Origin of the sequence: Brachybacterium sp. Z12, assembly GCF_014400405.1 — a bacterium.
Classification (GTDB): domain Bacteria; phylum Actinomycetota; class Actinomycetes; order Actinomycetales; family Dermabacteraceae; genus Brachybacterium.
In genome coordinates this window covers 360,899-377,958 of sequence record NZ_CP060496.1, presented here as the reverse complement: position 1 = coordinate 377,958, position 17,060 = coordinate 360,899, and the positions used below count along the sequence as shown (strand labels likewise).

The following is a 17,060-nucleotide window of genomic DNA, read 5'->3' as shown; positions in this document are numbered from 1 at the left end:
GCACGCGAATCCCTCTCGCTCACGCAGCTGCTGCGCGGGCTGACGGTGGTGTGGGGCACCGTGGTCGTCCTCGGCGTGCTCGCCACCCAGTTCCCCGGACGTCCGCCTCACCACGCCCATCTCTCATCTCGTACCCGGCTCGCTGCTGGGGAACGAGCTGGTGCGAGAGCTGGTGATGCCGCGTCTGGCGGAGGTCCAGGACCCGTGGGGCGCGGAGGAGCCGTTTGTGCGGCCCGCCGCACCGTTCCCGTACACGAACTCCTGGGGCATGGCCTATGCGTTGCTGACACCGCTGATGATGCTGGTGTGGACGCGTCTGCGCAGCCGGACGGGTCGGGTGCTGCTGGCGCTGGGGATGGTGGTCTCGGTGTATCCGGCCGCGCAGACCAGCAACCGAGGGATGCTGATCGCCCTGGCGCTGTTCGCGCTGCTGGTCGCCGGCCGGTTCGTGCTGGCCGGCAGCCTCCGGGTGGGCCTGGCGGTGCTGGGGCTGCTCGGCGCCGCGGGCGTCGGCGCGATGGTGGGCGGGGTGTTCGAGGCGATCGCGGAACGGCAGGAGGTCTCACACACCACCTCCGGGCGCAGCTCGATCTACCAGGCGACCTTCGAGAAGGTGCTCGAATCCCCCGTGGTGGGCTGGGCGATGCCGGACATGGACCCCTCGATCGGGATCGCCCTGGGCACCCAGGGCTACGCCTGGACCCTGCTGTACTCCTACGGGTTCATCGGCCTGGTGCTGTTCTACGTGTTCCTGGGCCGGGTGCTGCAGGGCTCGTGGCGGGTGCATGATCCTGCCGCGTACGTGCTCCAGGGGATGGTCGCGACCGTGGGCTGCACCATCTGGTTCTACGGCCTCGGCGTCACCCAGTGCCTGATCATGATGCTGGGCGCCGCGGTGCTCAGCCGGGCCGCCGCGGAGGGTGGTGGCACCGATGGTTGAGGTGAGCGCCCCGCGCCGGGCTCCGGAGATGAAGATGGGGCACGAGTCCGTCCTGACCTTCGCGGGCATCGTCGCCAACGCCGGGATCGCCTTCGTGGTGACCTGGCTGATCGCTCGCGGGCTGGGGGCAGATGCGACGGGGGCGTTCTTCCTGCTCACCGCGCTGTTCATGATCGCCACCGCGGTGATCGGCCTGGGCGCGGACACCGGCCTGGTGCGCGCCCTGTCACGGGCCCGCGCCGTCGGCGAGCGCGAGCATCTGCGGCCGACGGTGCGCACCGCCCTGCTGCCCGTCATCACGCTCGGCGTACTGGTGACCGGGGCGCTGCTGGTGGTGGCCGGGCCGCTCGCGGCCTGGCTGGCACCGGGCGAGGGGGCGGCGCCGACGATTCGGCTGCTCGCCCTGGCCCTGCTGCCGGCGGCGCTGACCGGGATCCTGCTGGCCGGCTCGCGCGGGCTCGGCCGGATCCGCACCTACACGCTGGTGCAGAACCTGTTCATCCCGCTCTGCCGGCTGGCCCTGGTCGGCGCCGTGATCGGGCTGCTGGGCACCACCTGGTCGGTGGTCGGGGCATGGGCTGCACCGCTGTTCCTCGCGGTGGTCATCGCCGGGCTCACCCTCAGGGTGCAGCTGCGCGCCGAGGCGGGCCCGGCCGCACCGCTGCCGCGCGGCGAGCAGACCGTGGTGGCCCGCAGGTTCTGGGCCTTCTCCCTCCCCCGCGGCGCAACGATCATCCTCGAGCGGGCCCTGGACTGGGCGGATGTGCTGCTGGTGATCGCACTGATGGGCCCGGGCGCGGGCGGCGTGTACGGCGTGGTGACGCGGATCGTGCAGGCCGGCAACATGCTCGAGGCGGCGCTGCGGATCGTGCTGGGACCGCGGATCAGCGCCGCGATCGCACAGGAGGACCAGGCCCGCGCGGAGAGCCTGTACCGCCAGGCGACCCAGCTGCTGATCCTCGGCTCCTGGCCCTTCTATCTGGCCATCGCCCTGTTCGCCGATGTGGTGCTGGGCATGTTCGGTGCGGAGTTCACCCTCGGCACGGTCGCCCTGGTGGTGCTCGCCTCCGCCATGGCGCTGAAGAACACCGCCGGCGCGCTGCAGACGGTGCTGCTGATGGCGGGCCGCAGCACCTGGCAGCTGCGGAACAAGGCGATCCAGCTGCTGGTGCTGCTGGCGCTGATGCCCGTGCTGGTGCCGTGGTGGGGCATGAATGGGGCGGCGCTCGCCTTCGCGTTCAGCATCGTGATCGACACGCTCCTGGCCGGCTCCCAGGTGCATCGCTCGCTGGGCTTCGCGGTCCCGCTGCGCACTGTCCTGGTCACTGCGGCGCTGCCGGCTCTGATCGTGATCGGCGGGTCGGTGCTGGTGCGCCTGCTGGCCGCCGACTCCGGCGCGCTGCTGCAGCTGTGCGCCCTCGCCGCCGTACTGGCCGTCTACGGGCTGGCGCTGCTCGCCGCCCACAGGAGAGGGGCTCTGCTCGATGAACGCGCCCAGAGCTGATCCCGGACCCGTGCTCCACGACCCGCACCCCCACGACCTTCCTGACAACTCAGCACCGCTTCACCCACAGGAGATGACCATGTCCTTCACCTACGTCCTCAGCACCCTTCGACGCAGGTGGCTGACCGTGCTGCTCGCACTGCTGCTGCTCGGCGGCCTCGCCGGTGCGGCCTTCGCCGAGACCACCCCGGACCGCTTCGAGGCCACGACCAGCCTCGTGGTCTCTCCCGTGATCTCGAATCCGCTCATCGGCAGCCGCGAGGATGTCAACATCCGCACCGAGCAGGAGATCCTCGGCTCCCGGGAGGTGGCGCGGCGCGCCGCCGAGTCGCTGGGCCTCTCCGATGCCGGCGAGTCCCTGCGGGGCGATGTCGAGGTGGCGGCCCCGCTGGGTTCGCAGATCCTCCAGGTGACGGTGCGTGCGGAAGCGCCGCAGGAGGCGGCCGACGGGGCCGACGCGATCGCCGCCGCCTATCTCGAGCTGCGGCAGGAGGCCGCCGCGAACCTCACCGAGCGGTACCTCGAAGGGGTCGATCAGCAGATAGAGGAGCTGCGGGCCGAGCCCTCCACCCCCACCACCGTGGCGCTGATCGAGAACCTGCAGCAGCAGCGCACGAGCATGGCGCCGTCGGATCATGAGCCGGGCCGCATCATCGGCGCTGCGGTGCCGCCTTCGGCGCCCTCGGGGCCCGGCCTGCTGATCACCGTCGCGGGGGCCGCGATGGCGGGGCTGCTGCTCGGTGTGGCCGCGGCCGTGCTGCGGGAGCGGCTCGATCCGTGGGTGCGCAGCGCGGACCGTCTCGAGCTGGCCGCGGGCCCGCTGGCCGTGGTGTCGAGCGAGCACAGCGATGAGCAGTTCTGGGTGCGGCTGGCCGATGAGGCCGTGCGCCGGGCCCGGGTCAATCCCGCCTGCGAGCCAGTGCGGGTACTGCTGCACGCCGCCGCGCCGATGCCGTCACGGATCGCCGCGGGCAGGCTGCTCGCAGCCGTGCACCGGATCCTCGACGATCCGGGCACCGGGCTGTCGTGGGGCGGGACGGACGCCGCGGCAGAGACGGCGGCCGGGGCATCGACCGGATGCGCCGTGATCGTGCCCTCGGGCCGCTACCGCACGAGCCTGGCCAGCGCCGCCCGACGCTCCGACGTCGCGGTCATCGCCGCGACCCCCGGACCGCACTGAAGGACCTGACGGAGCTGGTGAGCGCGCTGCGGGAGTGCGGGATCGAGGTCGTCGTCGGGCTGGCCGGCGCTCCGGCCCCGCCCCCGTCCGCTGAGGAGAGCGCTCAGGAGCGCCCCGCCCCGCAGCGGCACCGCGCCACCGGCACGGAGCAGCGCACGGTCGATCCGGCCCTCGTCGCCGGCTGAGTCCAGCTGGCCCGAAGCGCCCCACCTCTGTAAAGGGGTGGGCGCTTCGCCGTGCGCGGGGAGCGTGCGCGCAGGCGCAGCTGGTCCGTGCTCATGATCGCGCGACTGGCACTGTTCGGGATCGTGCGGCGAGGCGATGTACCAGATTCTCAGGACGTGCCGAGGTTGCTGCCACGCAGAACCCGCTGTTACCTTTCGCCGAGCGAAAGATTCATTGTTGCTCCCGATCTCGTACTAGGAGAATCTCCGTCATACGCCGTCGAAATCTACTCGCCGCTTCCGAATGACATCCTCCTCCAAGAATCCCAGGCCTGGTCTCCGTGTGGCCGTCCTGACCTTCGTGGTCCTGGCCATCGTCGCCCTGCCCACCGCCCTCTGGTTCGGGCTGGGTGAAGCGCTGTTCGGCGGCTCGGGCCAGGACATCGGCCTGACAGTGCTGATCTTCGCAGTGGGCCTCGGCCTGATCTGGTCGGTACAGTTCCTGTGGCAGTCCCACAAGGAGCGGAGGGCGGATTCCCGGCGCCGCCAGGACTCGGCACCGTCGGGAGGCTCCCGCCGATAGAGCGCCGGAAGAGCCTCCGGACAGCGGAACGCCCCCGCATGAGGGCTCAGCACTTCCCTCACACGGGGGCATCACCCCAACCCGCGGTGCGTCGCTCAGTACGCTCCACGGGAGGCCAGTACGGCGCGCGCAGTGCGCGCCAAGATCAGAAGGTCCTGGGCGAAGGACCAGTTGTCGACGTAGAAGAGGTCCAGTCGCACGGTGTCCTCCCAGGAGAGGTCGCTGCGCCCGGAGACCTGCCACAGCCCGGTGATCCCGGGCCGCACGGCCAGGCGCCGGTGGGCGTCGCCGTCGTAGCCGGTGACCTCCTGGGGCAGCGCGGGTCGCGGCCCGACCAGGCTCATGTCGCCGCGCAGCACGTTCCACAGCTGGGGCAGCTCGTCGAGCGAGTAGCGACGCAGCACCTTGCCCACCCGCGTGATGCGGGGGTCGTCGGACATCTTGAACAGCACGTCGTTGCCACGGTCGCGGGCGAGCTGCTCGAGCTCGGCCCGTCGGGCTTCGGCGTCGACCACCATGGAGCGGAACTTCAGGAACTCGAACGGCTCCCCTGTGCGTCCCACACGCTGCTGGCGGAAGACGACGCCGCCGCCGTCGCTGAGACGCACGCAGAGGGCCACGATGCCCAGCACGGGTGTCAGCAGGAGCAGCAGGGCGGCGCTGGCGACGATGTCGAACAGCCGCTTGCCGCGGCGCAGCGCCTTGCGTGCGCGCGGGAGGTCCATGTGCACCAGCGGCAGGCCGGCGACGGGGCGCATCCGGATCCGGTCGCCGGAGATCTCGCTGACGCCGGGGACGACGATCACGCCGACGTCCAGCCCCTCGAGCTCCCAGGCGACCCGACGGAACTCCTCAGCGCTCGCGGAGGAGCCGGCGGTGAACAGCACGATGTCCGGCTGCTGGGCGCGCACCAGGTCCAGCAGCTCCGACTCGTCGCCGAGGATCGGCACCCCGGCCCCCTCGTCGCGGCGCACGTCGCTGATGGGGGCGATCGCACCGACCACGTCGTATCCCAGCCAGGTCTCGCGGGCCAGGGTGCGCACGATGCCGCGCACGTGCCCGGTGGAGCCGACGACGAGCACCTGGGAGCGCAGCTGCCCGCGGGTGCGGGCGAGGTTGACGCCGCGCCGGGCGATGGCTCTGACTAGCAGCAGCAGCAGGGGGCCCACCAGGAACAGGGCGACGAAGAAGGGTCGCGAGAGGGGGATGTCGGCGAGGAAGAGAGCGGCGCCGACGAGGCCCACCGCGCCCAGGCTGCCGATGAGCACATTGCGGTAGATCTCGGGGCCGGCGGCGACCAGTCGGGGTTCACCCCGCCGGAGACGAGTATCGCGAGCATCCAGGCGGCGACGATGACAGCGGCGCTGCGCACCACGGACTCGGGAAGATCGGGGGCGGGATCGAGCCCGGCGAGGTTCTGCCGGATCACCACGGCGATCGCGCAGGCCAGCACGAGGGCGAAGAGGTCCGCGGCGATCATCGCCGCGATTACGAGGCGGTCATCCCCACGGTCTGTGCGGCGCCCGGCGCGCGGTCGCGCGAGGGCAGGAGCCGCCGGCGCCGGGAAGTGCCCGACGGGCAGCGGGGTCGGGGTTCCGGCAGCGGTCACTGCCTGCGGTGCTGGTGCCACGTGTGCCTCTCGATGCCGGACGGGGGTGGGAAGCCGGAACGGATGCGCGGTCGGTCGCCGCCTCGCGACCTGACTTCGCGATGTCCGTTTCGCCCAACTGTCCCTATTGCCTGTTTCGGGACTATACACCTCGGTGCCCGGAAAGGGGAGCCTCGGGCAAGATCTGCCCAAAGGGTGCTTTTTCCTAAATGTCCGTTTACGATCGGGAGGGTGTCCAGCTCAGCGAGCACCACCCCAGCGCCCGACCACGCGCACTTCCTGTCCACCCGGCACTTCAGCGGGCTGGACGGTCTCCGGGCGCTCAGCGTCATCGCGGTGGTCTGGCATCACACCTCGGGGCGGCCCGGGCCGTGGATCTCCTCGCAGGGCCACTTCGGCGTGGATCTCTTCTTCGCGCTCAGCGGAGTGCTGATCACCACGCTGCTGCTGCGGGAGCGGGACCGGAACGGTCGGATCTCTCTGATCGGCTTCTACATCCGCCGCGCGGGCAGGATCTTCCCGCTCTACTACGTCGTGCTCGCCACCTACGTCGCGCTGGTGCTGGCCACTCGGGCCGACACTTCTGAGGGGCAGTACTTCCTGGCGAAGCTGCCGGCGTTCCTCACCTACACCTCGAACTGGTTCGTGGATCTGGGTGCCGGGGACTCGGTGATCTTCTACTTCGCCTGGTCGCTGGCCACCGAGGAGCAGTTCTACCTGTTCTGGCCGCCGCTGCTGGCCTGCCTGCTGCTGCTGCGTTCCCGCCGCACCGCGCACACCCTCGTCGCGCTGGGCGGGCTCATCGTGGTCAACCAGATCGCACTGGTGAGCTCCTCGAGCAGCCTGGCGGTGACGATCCTGGGCTCGCTCGCCCTGCCGATCCTGCTGGGGGCCGTGCTCGCGATCCTTCTCCATGAGCCTGCGGGCTTCGCCATGCTCCGCGGCACCCTGGGACAGAGATGGTCGGCGCCGGCGCTGGCGGTGACGCTGCTGGTCTCGCTCGCGGTCCCCTCTCCCGAGCAGATCACGCAGGTGGTGATGGCCGCCCTGGTCGCGGCGATGTGCATGCGGGAGGATTCGTGGATCCACCCCGCGCTCAGCTGGCGGCCGCTGGTATGGGTGGGGATCATCAGCTACGGCATCTATCTGATGCACATGCTGGTCGCCAACGCCGCGCGCCTGGCCCTCGGCGAGCAGTTCGGGGTCGCGCTGTTCGCGGTCACCACCGTGATGGTGATCGGGGTGGCGACGGTCAGCTTCCGGGTGTTCGAGGCACCGCTGGTCGAGCGGGCCCGCCGACTCTCGAAGCGGCACATGGAACGGGTGGCCGCAGCGACGCGCGAGGACCCCTCCCCCGCCGGATGACCCCTCGATGCCGAGCGGCCGGCGCCCAGCCGGCCGCGCCCGTCGGCCTCAGCGGGCGTCGCGCAGGGTGCGGCGAGCGACGAGGGCCGCGATCACCATCAGCACCGCGCCGATGCTGCCGGTGACCACCACTCCGGAGTCGAAGGCCTGGTGGGCGGAGTCCAGCATCGGCCCGGCGATCGCCTCGGGCAGACGTTCTGCGACGGCGGTCGCACCGCCGAGGGTCTCGGAGGCCGCCGCGCGCTCGGCCTCGGGGAGCTCGACGGGGAGCTCGACTCCGGTGCGGTAGGCGAGGTTCAACAGGCTTCCCAGCACCGCGGTGCCGAGCACGGCGCCGGTCTCGTACGCGGTCTCGGAGATGGCCGAGGCGGCACCGGCGCGGTGCGCGGGCACCGCGGAGAGGATGAGGTCGTTGCTGATCGTCTCGGCCGCGCCCACCCCGGCGCCGAGCAGCGCGAAGGCGATCATCAGCAACAGGTCGGAGCCCCATCTCCCGGTGATCGCGACCAGGGCGAAGGCCACGGCGTTCAGCAGCAGGGCGATGCTCACCACGGTCGCGGGCGAGACGTGCCGCACCAGGCGCACGGCGAGCAATCCGGAGAGGATGGTCACCACCAGCCCGGGCACCAGCAGCAGCGCCGCGTTCATGGGCGAGTGGCCACTGACCAGCTGGAGGTGCTGGGAGACGAAGTAGAGGAAGCCCACCAGGGAGAAGACGCTGAGCAGGTTCGCGGTCACCGCGCCGCTGAACACTGGGCGGGCGAATAGCGTGACGTCGAGCATCGGCTCGGGGCGCACGAGCTGGCGGCGCACGAAGGCGATGCCCGCCGCGATCGCAACGGCGGCGCAGAGGATCACGGTCAGGTTGATCCCGTTCGCGGCGGCGGTCTTGATCGCGTAGACGAAGGGGGTCATCGCGAGCAGGACCAGCAGCACGCTGAGCGGGTCCACGGGCCCGGGTGCCGGATCGCGCGACTCGGGCAGGAGCGCGGGGCCCAGCAGGAGCAGCGGCAGCATCACGGGCACGGCCAGGAGGAAGACCGATCCCCAGGCGAAGTTCTCGAGCAGCAGGCCGCCGACGACGGGCCCGAGCGCCGCGCCGGCCGAGAACCCGGCCGCCCAGATCGCGATGGCCGTGCGCCGCCGTGTCGAATCCGCGAAGAGGTTGCGGATCAGGGAGAGGGTGGAGGGCATGAGCACCGCGCCGAACACGCCCATCAGGGCGCGGGCAGCGATCAGCGTGGTGGCGTCGGGCGAGAAGGCAGCGAGCGCGGAGACGACGGTGAATCCGGTGCCACCCACCAGCAGCAGGCGGCGGCGGCCCAGCCGGTCGCTCAGTGAGCCCATCGGCACCAGCAGGCCCGCGAGGACGAGGGGGTAGACGTCCACGATCCACAGCAACTGCTGCCCGGTGGGGGCGAGGGCCTCGGAGATCGCGGGCAGGGCGAAGCTGAGCACGGTGTTGTCCACCGAGACCAGCAGCACGGGGAGCATGAGCACCGCGAGGGCGATCCAGGGGTTGCGCGCAGGACGCGCGGGCGCCTCGGTCTGGATGTCGGGCTGCACGGGGACCTCCGGGGCGTGGCACGGATGCTCCACCGGGTGCGGAGCCCCGCCTACGCTAAACCGTCCAGACGGTACAGTTCAATCGTCGGCCCTTCCTCTTCTCAGTAAGGTTGATCTCATGTCAGCTCGGGACGCCCTGCTCGACGCCTATCAGGCGACCCTCCTCGAGGAGGGCCAGCGCGCGACGACGCTCTCAGTGGTGGCGGCGAGGGCCGGGGTCTCCAAGGGCGGCCTGCTCTACCACTTCGCCTCGAAAGAGGCCCTGGCTGAGGGGCTGATCGCCCGGCTGGAGGTGCTCGCGCAGGAGGATCTCGTCGCGATGCGCGAGGCGCAGGGCGGCCCCTCGCGCTATTACGTGCGCACCTCGGTGTGGACCGGCGGCGACTTCGACCTCGTCTTCGTGGCGGTCGCGCAACTCGCCCAGGAATCACATGCAGGGGCGCAGGAGGCGATGCGGCGCACCCGCGCGCAGTGGCTCGAGCTGATCCGGGCCGAGGTGGGCGAGGAGGCCACCGCCCGCGCGATCCTGCTGCTGGGCGATGGCCTCTATTTCGATGCCGCTCTGGGCGGTGCCGCCGAACCGTCGGACGGCCTCTCGATCACTCCCGCGGAGCTGATGCCGATCGTGGACCGGCTGCTCGCGGCCGCTGACGGCTGAGGGCAGGGGCAAGCGGCGCCGACCGCAGGCCTCAGCCGGCGTTGAGGTGCTGCTGGAGCGCCTTCACAGTGGAGTAGCTGGTGCGGAAGTCCCACACGCCGTTGCTGCTGTGACCGATGGCGGCACGGAGCTTGGCCGTGGTCTCGGCGCCGATCTTCCCATCCGGGACGGCGCCGACCTTGCGCTGCAGGGCTTTGATATCTGCGGTGGACAGCGAACCGTCGGCGCTGACACCGACCCACTGCTCGAGCGCGCGGGTGGTCGCGGGGCCGAACTTCCCGTCCACCACGAGGGTGCCGGTGCGGGGCGCGGCCGGCGCCGGGGCGCTCTTGGCGGGGGCGCCGCTGTTCAGGTGCGTCTGCAGGGCTTTGACCGTCGCGTAGTTGCTGCGGAAGTCCCAGGCGCCGTTGCTGCCCAGGCCGATGGCAGCACGCAGCTTGCGGGTGGTCTCGGCGCCGATCTTCCCGTCCGGGGCGGCGCCGACCTTCGACTGCAGGGCTTTGATATCTGCGGTGGACAGCGAGCCGTTGGCGCTGACACCGACCCACTGCTCGAGGGCGCGGGTGGTGGCGGGGCCGAACTTCCCGTCAACCACGAGGGCGCCGGGGCTGGTGCGGTCCTGGTCGCGGGAGGAGGAGCCACCCCGGCCACCGGGCTGCGCGCTGGGGTCGGCGTCGCCGCTGGCCTTGGTCAGTCCCGCGCGCTTGCCGCAGGTGGGCCAGGCGCCGGGGCCCTGCTGGTGGAGGGTGCGCTGGGCGACGGCGATCTGCTCAGACTTGGTGGCCTGGTGGGCATTGCTCGCGTACTCGTGGCCGCCGAAGGCCTTCCAGGTCGAGGGGAGAACTGGAGGCCGCCGTAGTAGCCGTTGCCGGTGTTGATCGACCAGTCGCCGGTGGACTCGCACTGCGCGACCCGGTCCCACACGGCGGTGTCCGCCGTGGCGATGCCGCCTCCGGCCAGGCTTGCTCCGGCGGCGATCACGGCACCTCCGGTGGCGGCGATCATCTTCGGCGCCACGCGCACGTTGCGGAAGTAGGCGGCGGAGCCATCGGCACGATGGGTGGGGACACGGCGCGGCGCAAGCATCAGAGGCTCCTGGGGGAAGTGAGCAGGGACGATGTCTTCACGGTGCCCCGCGCTCGGCCGCATACAGCCGCCGAATGCCAAGTCAGCGCCGCAACTTGGTGAAAGCTTTACCAAAAACGTCGAGGATTCGAATGACAGCGAGGGATTTACGGAGTACAAACGCCGCTGTCATTCCTGCCCGTCACCAGGCCGTTCGCGTAGCGTCGCGGTGCGCGCTTCCCTCGTTCCCCTGCTCCAGGAGCTGCCGGTGCCCTCCCCGCCGATGAGGGCGGACTCCCCGCCGGCGATGGCCAGAAGCTGTGCGAGGCGCTCACGGCCGAGGAGAGCGAGGGGCTGGAGATCTCGCTCGAGGTGCACAGCGACGGGCACGACGGGGCCTGGTGGCAGCCGACGATGCTGCACGAGCTGGCCACGCTGCTGCGCTGACCGGTGCTGCACTGGCCGTGCCCCGGATCCCGATACCCTCAGCAGGTGCCCTCGACGACCTCGCTCCCCCTGGCCTCCCTGGCCTGGCGGGCGCTGGCGGTCCTCGCCTGTGTGGGAGTGCTGACGCTGGGCGGTCTGACCCGTTCGAACGATCTGTTCCCCTTCGGGGTGCTGGACCAGTTCTCCTACGGCACCGACCCGAACGGGGAAGTGGTCAACACCTGCCTGCAGGGCGTGCGCGAGGGCGAGGAGCCCTTCGACATCCGCTTCGGCCAGCGCAGCGTCGGCATCGAGCGGGCCGACGTGGAGAACAACCTCCGCCAGATCGAAGCGGATCCGCAGCTGCTGGCCCCGCTGGCCGCCGAGTACGAGCGCCGTCATCGGGGCGAGGCACCGCTGGACGCGCTGGTGCTGTGCCAGCGGATCACCTCGCTGCAGGACGGCACCGCGCATGGTGAGGACGAGTTCGTGGAGGTCGTGCGGTGGGAGGCGCCATGAGGGGCTTCCTGTTCCCGGCCCTGCCGCTCGCCCGGATCCGGGTGCTGCGGGTGATCATCTACGCCTTCGTGGTGCTGGATGTGCTGACCTTCTCGCGCGACGTCCTCTCCCATGCTGGGAACTCCGGTTTCTACACGCCGCTGGCGCTGGCGCGGCTGCTGCATCTGCCGCCGGTGACCGCTCCGGTGGCGTGGACGCTGCTGGCGGCGATCCTGGCCGGCTGCGCGGCAGGGATCGTGGGATGGCAACCGAGGATCTCGGGCGCGGTGGTCGCGATCGCGTTCTGGCTGTGGATGCTCTACAGCAACTCCTACGGCTACATCGCCCACGACCACCTGGCCCTGATGGTGGCGACCGCCGTGCTGCCCACGGTCGCCGGCGCCCCCACTCGCAGCTCGAGGGCGGGCTCGGTGCACCCGCGCACAGCGAGGCCGCGGGCTGGGCGCTGCGCGCGATCCAGATCGCAGTGGTGTGCACCTACTTCTTCTCCGTGATCCCGAAGATCCTGTACTCGGGCTCGCTCGCGAACTGGGGCAACAGCGCGATCCTCACCTGGGCCTCGATCCGTCGCGGCAGCCCCCTGGCGCATCTGCTGGTGGAGCACACGCCGTGGGTGTTCGTCCCGGCGCAGTGGGCGGGTCTCGCCCTCGAGGCCCTCTCCCCCGTGGTGCTGTTCCTGCGCGGGAAGGCCCTGCACGTCGTCGTCGTGCTCTATCTGGGCTTCCATCTGTCGACCCTGGTGCTGCTGGGGATCCATTTCCTGCCCACCGTGATCTGCTGGGCGGCGTTCCTGCCGCTCGAGCGGCTGCGGGCGCCGCGTTGGGTGGCCGGGTTCAGGAGCCGTCAAGCGCGAGCGTGAGCTGGCCGTCCTCGTGTCACCGCCTCAGCCGGCGGCCTCGCAGGTCACCTCGGACTCCCCGCCGGACCATCCGGTGACGGCCGATTCGCCCTCGGCACAGTCCAGGGTGACGGTGTCCAGGTCGTGGGAGTGCCACTGCGGGGTGAGATTGCCATCGCGGTCGAGCATCGCGAACGCCGAGGAATCGATCTCGACCTCGTGCACCTGTGGTTCGATGCCGTCCGCTGCATCGAGGGTGAAGGTGACCGTACCGATCATCCGCACCGAGTAGATCGACCCCTCGCCCCACGTGTCGAGGACCTCGAGAGCGTCGTCCAGTTCCCAGGTGCCCGAGCCCGTGGCCTCCTGCGGGGCGGCGAAGGGGCAACCGGCAGGGCGCGGGGAGGAGCTGCGCAGGCACTCCTCGAAGGACGCGTCCAGCGCGCTGAGCAGCTGGTCCGTCCCGGCCCCGGTGAGCTCGTAGCCGATCTGCGTGGGAGGGCTGGCCCAGCTGCCGAGCACGGGCGGGGCGTTCACCAGCTCGGGGGACGGGATGAGGTGGTCACCGATCTCCTGCGCCCGGATCTCGATCGTCCCGGGCAGCGCATGCAGCATGAGCGAGCTCAGCCCGAAGGCTTCGTCGGAGCGGTGCTCCGCGGGGATCTCCACCATCTGCCCGTTGATCATCAGCTGCTCGCTGCCCACGGGGATCTCCAGGTTCAGCACCGGCAGGGTCACCGGCTGCAGCTCCCAGGTCTCGCGGCGCAGCAGGCCTTCGCGATGCCGTTCGAGGTGGAGGGTGGTCTCAAGGGCGTAGTCGTCCCGCATGAGAGACGCGATCACCTCGGCGCTGTCACCCTCGATGTTCACCTGGTCAATCGAGAAGCTCTCGATCCGTTCGGGCGCCGCGGTGAGCACCTCGTCGGTCAGGGCGATGTCCAGGACCCCGTCGCTCGGGCGAGGTGCTCGCGCACGATCTCCGCGTCCCCGTCGAGCACGGCCTGCAGGAACTGGGTGGCGGTCCGCTCCGGGAGCCGCCGCCGAGAAGCAGCAGCGGGAGTGCGAGGACGAGCGCGAGGACCAGGAGGATCGCACCGCCGACGAGGAGAGGGCGGCGCGGGCCACGGGGCTCGGGCGCCGGAGCGTTCGTCGAGGAGCCTGCGCTGCTCGGCGGATCGTGTCGGGGCGCTGCCGGATGCGCGGGCTGGTCGGCCTCGGGCGTCGACCACCCCACTGCGATCGTGCGCCCTGCCCCTGCGGGCCGCTGTGCGCGCGCCACTTGGCCCCCTTCGGCCGGTTCCGGTCTGCGTCGCCACAGAGTACTCGCGTGGTGCATTCAAGAGAGGTGCCGGCTCCCTTCCGCGTGCACGCATCCCACGGTCACACGCAGGAGCCCGAACGTCAGCGGCTCCTCGAGAGCGCGAGGGAACCTCCGCCCAGTGACTGGCCATGAGGATGCTGAGTTCGTAGCTGCCGGCCAACAGCTGCAAGACGATCTGCGGCAGGTAGGGAGCCCGGGAGAGCGCCAGGTCCTCGAAAGGGATCGTGACCCCGTTGATCGTCACCTGCTAGGCGGTGCGGGAAACGTCGAACGACGGCTTGCAGGAAGTCCGTGACCGCGGAGCCCGAGGGACCAGCAGGCATTCTCCAGCCGAGCTGGAGGCTCTGTCCCTGCGTGCGGTCGCGTCGTCGCGGCCCCATCTGTTGCCCTCTCGAGGGCGTGGTCTACAGAGCGCCCTTGCCGAGCTTCTCCCGGGCGCGGTCCGCGAAGCTCACGCCCATCGCCGCCAGGGTCAGGGCCATGATGATAGCGATCGCGATGATGAACGCCTCGAACCAGGCATGACCGCCCTCGGTGAGGGAGAAGATGATGCCGGGGATCATCGCAGTGCCGATCGCGGCGCCGGTGCGCTGGCCCAGCTGCAGGATCCCGCCGGCCACGCCGCCGAAGCGGGGATCCACGGAATTCAGGGTGAGGGTCTGGTTCGGGGAGATGGTCATTCCCTGGCTGAGGCCCATCAGCATCAGCGGCGCGGCCAGCCACCAGAACGCGATCATGCCGTTCTCGACGAACCCGGCGAGGATCCCGGTGCCCAGCAGGCCCAGGAAGGCGATCCCGAAGCCCACGATCACCATGCGTCGGCCGAGGGTGAGCACGTAGCGGCCGGCGATCTGCGAGGAGAAGGCGGCCGCGATCGAGGAAGGCAGGCCCATCAGGGAGGCTTCGAAGGCGGTGTGGCCGAGGTGCATCTGCAGGTAGAGCGGCACGATGATCCACACGCTGGTGGCGCCGAGGAAGTACACCGAGACGATGAGAATGCCGTTGCGGAACGCCTTGTTGGAGAAGATCGCGGTGTCCACCATCGGCGGGCGGCCGGCGCGCTTGTAGCGCTGCTCCCACCACCACCACAGGCCCAGCACGGCGATGCCGGCGGGGAAGCACAGCCACACCAGGGCGCTGGTGCCGCGCTCGAGGAAGGGCAGCATCACGCCCAGGATCGCGATGCACAGCAGGAGGCTGCCGATCGGATCGAGGTCCGGTCTGGCCTTGCCGCGCGCCTTGTCGTCAGGGATGAACTTGAACGCGCCGAGGATGGCGATCACGCCGATCGGGACGTTCATCAGGAACATCCATCGCCAGCCCTGGTCGGGGCCGAGGATCTGGATCAGCAGCCCGCCGATCACGGGGCCGACGGCGGTCGCGACCGCGACCGTGGTGGCCAGCAGCGCGAAGGCGCGGGCGCGGTCCTGGCCGCGGAAGTGCTGCTGGATCAGGGCGACCGTCTGCGGGTTCAGCAGGCCCGAACCGAGGCCCTGCAGGATGCGGGCGATGTTCAGGGTCTCGACGCTGCCTGCGAAGCCGGACAGCAGCGAACCGAGGGTGAACACACCGACACCGATCACGAACATGCGGCGGCGCCCGGTGGCATCTCCCGCCCTGCCGGCGGGGACCAGCAGCATGCCGAAGGCGAGCGCGTAGCCGGAGATCACCCACTGCAGCCCGCCGGAATCCGCCTCGAGGCTCTCCCCGATCGCGGTGAGGGCGACGTTGATGACGCTCACGGCGATCAGGGCCATGAACAGCGGGGCGAGGAGGACGGCGAGCAGGGGCTTGCGACGCACAGCGGGGGCCGGTGCGTTGTAGTGGGGGATCACCCGGCCACCTTATGCAGTGAGTGCACTTTGTGGAGGGTGTGGTGACCGGAGGGACACCGCAGCGGCCGGGCGCCACCCGTCGAGGCGGTGACGCCCGGCCGCTCGAGATCAGGACGACTGCGAGGGGCCCTGACCCGGTCCGAAGCTGCCGGGACCCTGCGGTCCCTGCTGCGCGTTCGGAGCCGGCGGCGCAAAGGAGTTCGTTTGCGCTCCGGCACGCGGGTCGCGGGCGTCGTCGTTGTACGGGCCGGGCGGGATGACGTAGCCGGAGCGTCCGCTGAGCAGCGGCGCGGCGGTCTGCACGGCCCGCGCCGTCGGGCGGTGGGGGTCGGCACGCCGGTGAAGCGGCCGAACTGCTCGCCGTAGCCGTCGGGACGGATCTGGCTGGCCTGGTCCAGCAGCGTGATCGCCTCGCCGGGGCTCGGGTACAGGGAGGACCAGCGGTGACCGGCCGGCAGCGGCGAGTTGAAGAGGTGCCCCTTGGGTCGGATCCACAGCGCGCCGGGCTCGGAGCGGTCGCGCAGGACGTGGGCGCGCCAGGTGGTGATCGGGTGGGAGGAGCCCCAGTTGACCCAGTGCACGAAGAAGCTCGGGTCGGTCGCGGCACGGTCGGCGAGCTCGTGGACGTTAACCTCGGTGCCCAGGTACTTCCCGCCCGAGAGCAGCCCCATCACACCGGCGGAGCCCTCGGGCGCGAAGCTGTAGCCGAAGTTGTCGGCGGTGTACTCCTGGGAGCGGGACAGGGCCGGGCCCAGGAGCGGGACCAGGGAGAGCAGGTTGGTGAACAGCAGGCGGAAGTAGGAGACGTGGCCGGCGGCGAGGTGGCCCACCTCATGGCCGATCACGAACTTCAGCGCGTCGCGGTCACGGCCCTGACCGCCGACCTCGAACAGGTCCGAGTGCACCACCACGAAGCGGCGGAACCCGTGGCCGGAGGCGAAGGCGTTGATCACGCCGTTGCCCATGGTCACGTAGGCGTCCGGGACGTTGCGCATCCCGAACTGGGCGGCGGCCTCGGCCACCATCCGGTAGCCCTCGGGGAACTGGGTGGGGCTCATCCGCACGGAGGTCGCGCGCAGCTGGGCGTACATGATCGCGCGCACCCACCAGATCAGAAACGGCAGCAGCGGCAGCAGGAACACCAGCTGAATCACCAGCGGGAGCATCGAGGCGTACTCCCACGCCTTGGAGACCGCGTCCTCGCCCTCTGTGGCGAACAGCCAGATCGTGCCGCCGATCGCACCGCCCCAGGAGAGGTAGCCGAGCACGGTCGCGGCCACGCCCACCCACAGCAGCGGCAGTTCCCAGGGGTGGCGGATCCGGCGCTGGCCGCGGACGCCGTGCGTGGTGGCGCCGTTGAACAGGGACGGCTTCTGCGGCGGCGCGGGGGCCGCCGGCGAAGCGGTGGGCGGAAGGTCATGAGGAGCTCCTCGAGCGCATCGGCTCATAGGGGTCGGAACGGCAGGCCCGTGCGGGCAATGGGAACG

At 70.7% G+C, this 17,060-nt stretch carries 17 protein-coding genes and 1 pseudogene; 10 read left to right on the top strand and 8 right to left on the bottom strand.

Features of this window, described 5'->3' with window-relative positions; genetic code table 11:
• Nucleotides 1-160: 160 nt before the first annotated feature.
• The 5 genes from H3H54_RS02015 to H3H54_RS01995 all read left to right on the top strand — a co-directional run bounded on the left by H3H54_RS02015 (nt 161) and on the right by H3H54_RS01995 (nt 4,371).
• A complete protein-coding gene (locus tag H3H54_RS02015; RefSeq protein WP_262425309.1) occupies nt 161-940 on the top strand; it encodes an O-antigen ligase in 780 nt (259 codons plus the stop codon).
• A complete protein-coding gene (locus tag H3H54_RS02010; RefSeq protein WP_262425308.1) occupies nt 933-2,444 on the top strand; it encodes an oligosaccharide flippase family protein in 1,512 nt (503 codons plus the stop codon). The genes H3H54_RS02015 and H3H54_RS02010 overlap by 8 nt, the downstream gene beginning before the upstream one ends.
• Before the next feature lie 73 nt (nt 2,445-2,517).
• Nucleotides 2,518-3,624, top strand: a complete 1,107-nt coding sequence (locus tag H3H54_RS02005) for a YveK family protein (protein WP_262425307.1) — start codon at nt 2,518-2,520, stop codon at nt 3,622-3,624.
• Between the two features lie 17 nt (nt 3,625-3,641).
• A complete protein-coding gene (locus tag H3H54_RS02000; protein ID WP_262425306.1) occupies nt 3,642-3,809 on the top strand; it encodes a hypothetical protein in 168 nt (55 codons plus the stop codon).
• Between the two features lie 322 nt (nt 3,810-4,131).
• Nucleotides 4,132-4,371 carry a hypothetical protein gene (locus tag H3H54_RS01995; protein ID WP_262425305.1) on the top strand — a complete coding sequence of 80 codons (240 nt, stop codon included), beginning with the start codon at nt 4,132-4,134 and terminating at the stop codon, nt 4,369-4,371.
• A 95-nt stretch (nt 4,372-4,466) separates the two neighbouring features.
• Here H3H54_RS01995 and H3H54_RS01990 read toward each other — a convergent pair whose 3' ends face one another.
• Nucleotides 4,467-5,615, bottom strand: coding sequence for a sugar transferase (locus H3H54_RS01990; protein WP_262425304.1), 1,149 nt, complete (start codon nt 5,613-5,615; stop codon nt 4,467-4,469).
• On the bottom strand, nt 5,516-5,851 hold the full coding sequence (locus H3H54_RS01985) for a hypothetical protein (RefSeq protein WP_262425303.1): 336 nt from the start codon (nt 5,849-5,851) through the stop codon (nt 5,516-5,518). The genes H3H54_RS01990 and H3H54_RS01985 overlap by 100 nt, the downstream gene beginning before the upstream one ends.
• Before the next feature lie 360 nt (nt 5,852-6,211).
• Between H3H54_RS01985 and H3H54_RS01980 the strand changes: the two genes are divergently transcribed.
• Nucleotides 6,212-7,345: an acyltransferase gene (locus H3H54_RS01980; protein ID WP_262425302.1), complete on the top strand. Its 1,134-nt coding sequence runs from the start codon at nt 6,212-6,214 to the stop codon at nt 7,343-7,345.
• Nucleotides 7,346-7,393: 48 nt separating this feature from the next.
• Here H3H54_RS01980 and H3H54_RS01975 read toward each other — a convergent pair whose 3' ends face one another.
• Nucleotides 7,394-8,839 (bottom strand): MFS transporter, encoded by a 1,446-nt coding sequence (locus H3H54_RS01975; RefSeq protein WP_262426373.1) that lies wholly within the window; start codon nt 8,837-8,839, stop codon nt 7,394-7,396.
• A 190-nt stretch (nt 8,840-9,029) separates the two neighbouring features.
• Between H3H54_RS01975 and H3H54_RS01970 the strand changes: the two genes are divergently transcribed.
• Nucleotides 9,030-9,569, top strand: coding sequence for a TetR/AcrR family transcriptional regulator (locus tag H3H54_RS01970; protein ID WP_262425301.1), 540 nt, complete (start codon nt 9,030-9,032; stop codon nt 9,567-9,569).
• A gap of 31 nt (nt 9,570-9,600) precedes the next feature.
• Here the strand turns inward: H3H54_RS01970 and H3H54_RS01965 are convergent, their stop codons facing one another.
• Nucleotides 9,601-10,164 (bottom strand): peptidoglycan-binding protein, encoded by a 564-nt coding sequence (locus H3H54_RS01965; RefSeq protein ID WP_262426554.1) that lies wholly within the window; start codon nt 10,162-10,164, stop codon nt 9,601-9,603.
• A 174-nt stretch (nt 10,165-10,338) separates the two neighbouring features.
• A pseudogene (locus H3H54_RS18575) lies at nt 10,339-10,574 on the bottom strand (transglycosylase family protein); the annotation flags it as partial.
• A 552-nt stretch (nt 10,575-11,126) separates the two neighbouring features.
• Between H3H54_RS18575 and H3H54_RS01955 the strand changes: the two are divergent.
• From H3H54_RS01955 to H3H54_RS01945, 3 genes are read left to right on the top strand one after another with little or no spacing between them, the layout of a single operon-like run.
• A complete protein-coding gene (locus H3H54_RS01955) occupies nt 11,127-11,579 on the top strand; it encodes a hypothetical protein (RefSeq protein ID WP_262425300.1) in 453 nt (150 codons plus the stop codon).
• A complete protein-coding gene (locus tag H3H54_RS01950) occupies nt 11,576-12,073 on the top strand; it encodes a hypothetical protein (protein ID WP_262425299.1) in 498 nt (165 codons plus the stop codon). The genes H3H54_RS01955 and H3H54_RS01950 overlap by 4 nt, the downstream gene beginning before the upstream one ends.
• The gene (locus H3H54_RS01945) at nt 12,049-12,438 is read left to right on the top strand and encodes a hypothetical protein (RefSeq protein ID WP_262425298.1); all 390 of its coding nucleotides are present in this window, start codon (nt 12,049-12,051) and stop codon (nt 12,436-12,438) included. The genes H3H54_RS01950 and H3H54_RS01945 overlap by 25 nt, the downstream gene beginning before the upstream one ends.
• Before the next feature lie 24 nt (nt 12,439-12,462).
• Here the strand turns inward: H3H54_RS01945 and H3H54_RS01940 are convergent, their stop codons facing one another.
• The 3 genes from H3H54_RS01940 to H3H54_RS01930 all read right to left on the bottom strand — a co-directional run bounded on the left by H3H54_RS01940 (nt 12,463) and on the right by H3H54_RS01930 (nt 17,021).
• Nucleotides 12,463-13,542 carry a hypothetical protein gene (locus H3H54_RS01940; RefSeq protein WP_262425297.1) on the bottom strand — a complete coding sequence of 360 codons (1,080 nt, stop codon included), beginning with the start codon at nt 13,540-13,542 and terminating at the stop codon, nt 12,463-12,465.
• Between the two features lie 600 nt (nt 13,543-14,142).
• Nucleotides 14,143-15,573, bottom strand: a complete 1,431-nt coding sequence (locus H3H54_RS01935) for an MFS transporter (protein WP_262425296.1) — start codon at nt 15,571-15,573, stop codon at nt 14,143-14,145.
• A complete protein-coding gene (locus H3H54_RS01930) occupies nt 15,570-17,021 on the bottom strand; it encodes a M48 family metallopeptidase (protein ID WP_262425295.1) in 1,452 nt (483 codons plus the stop codon). Before H3H54_RS01930 ends, H3H54_RS01935 begins: the two co-directional genes overlap by 4 nt.
• Nucleotides 17,022-17,060: the final 39 nt, after the last annotated feature.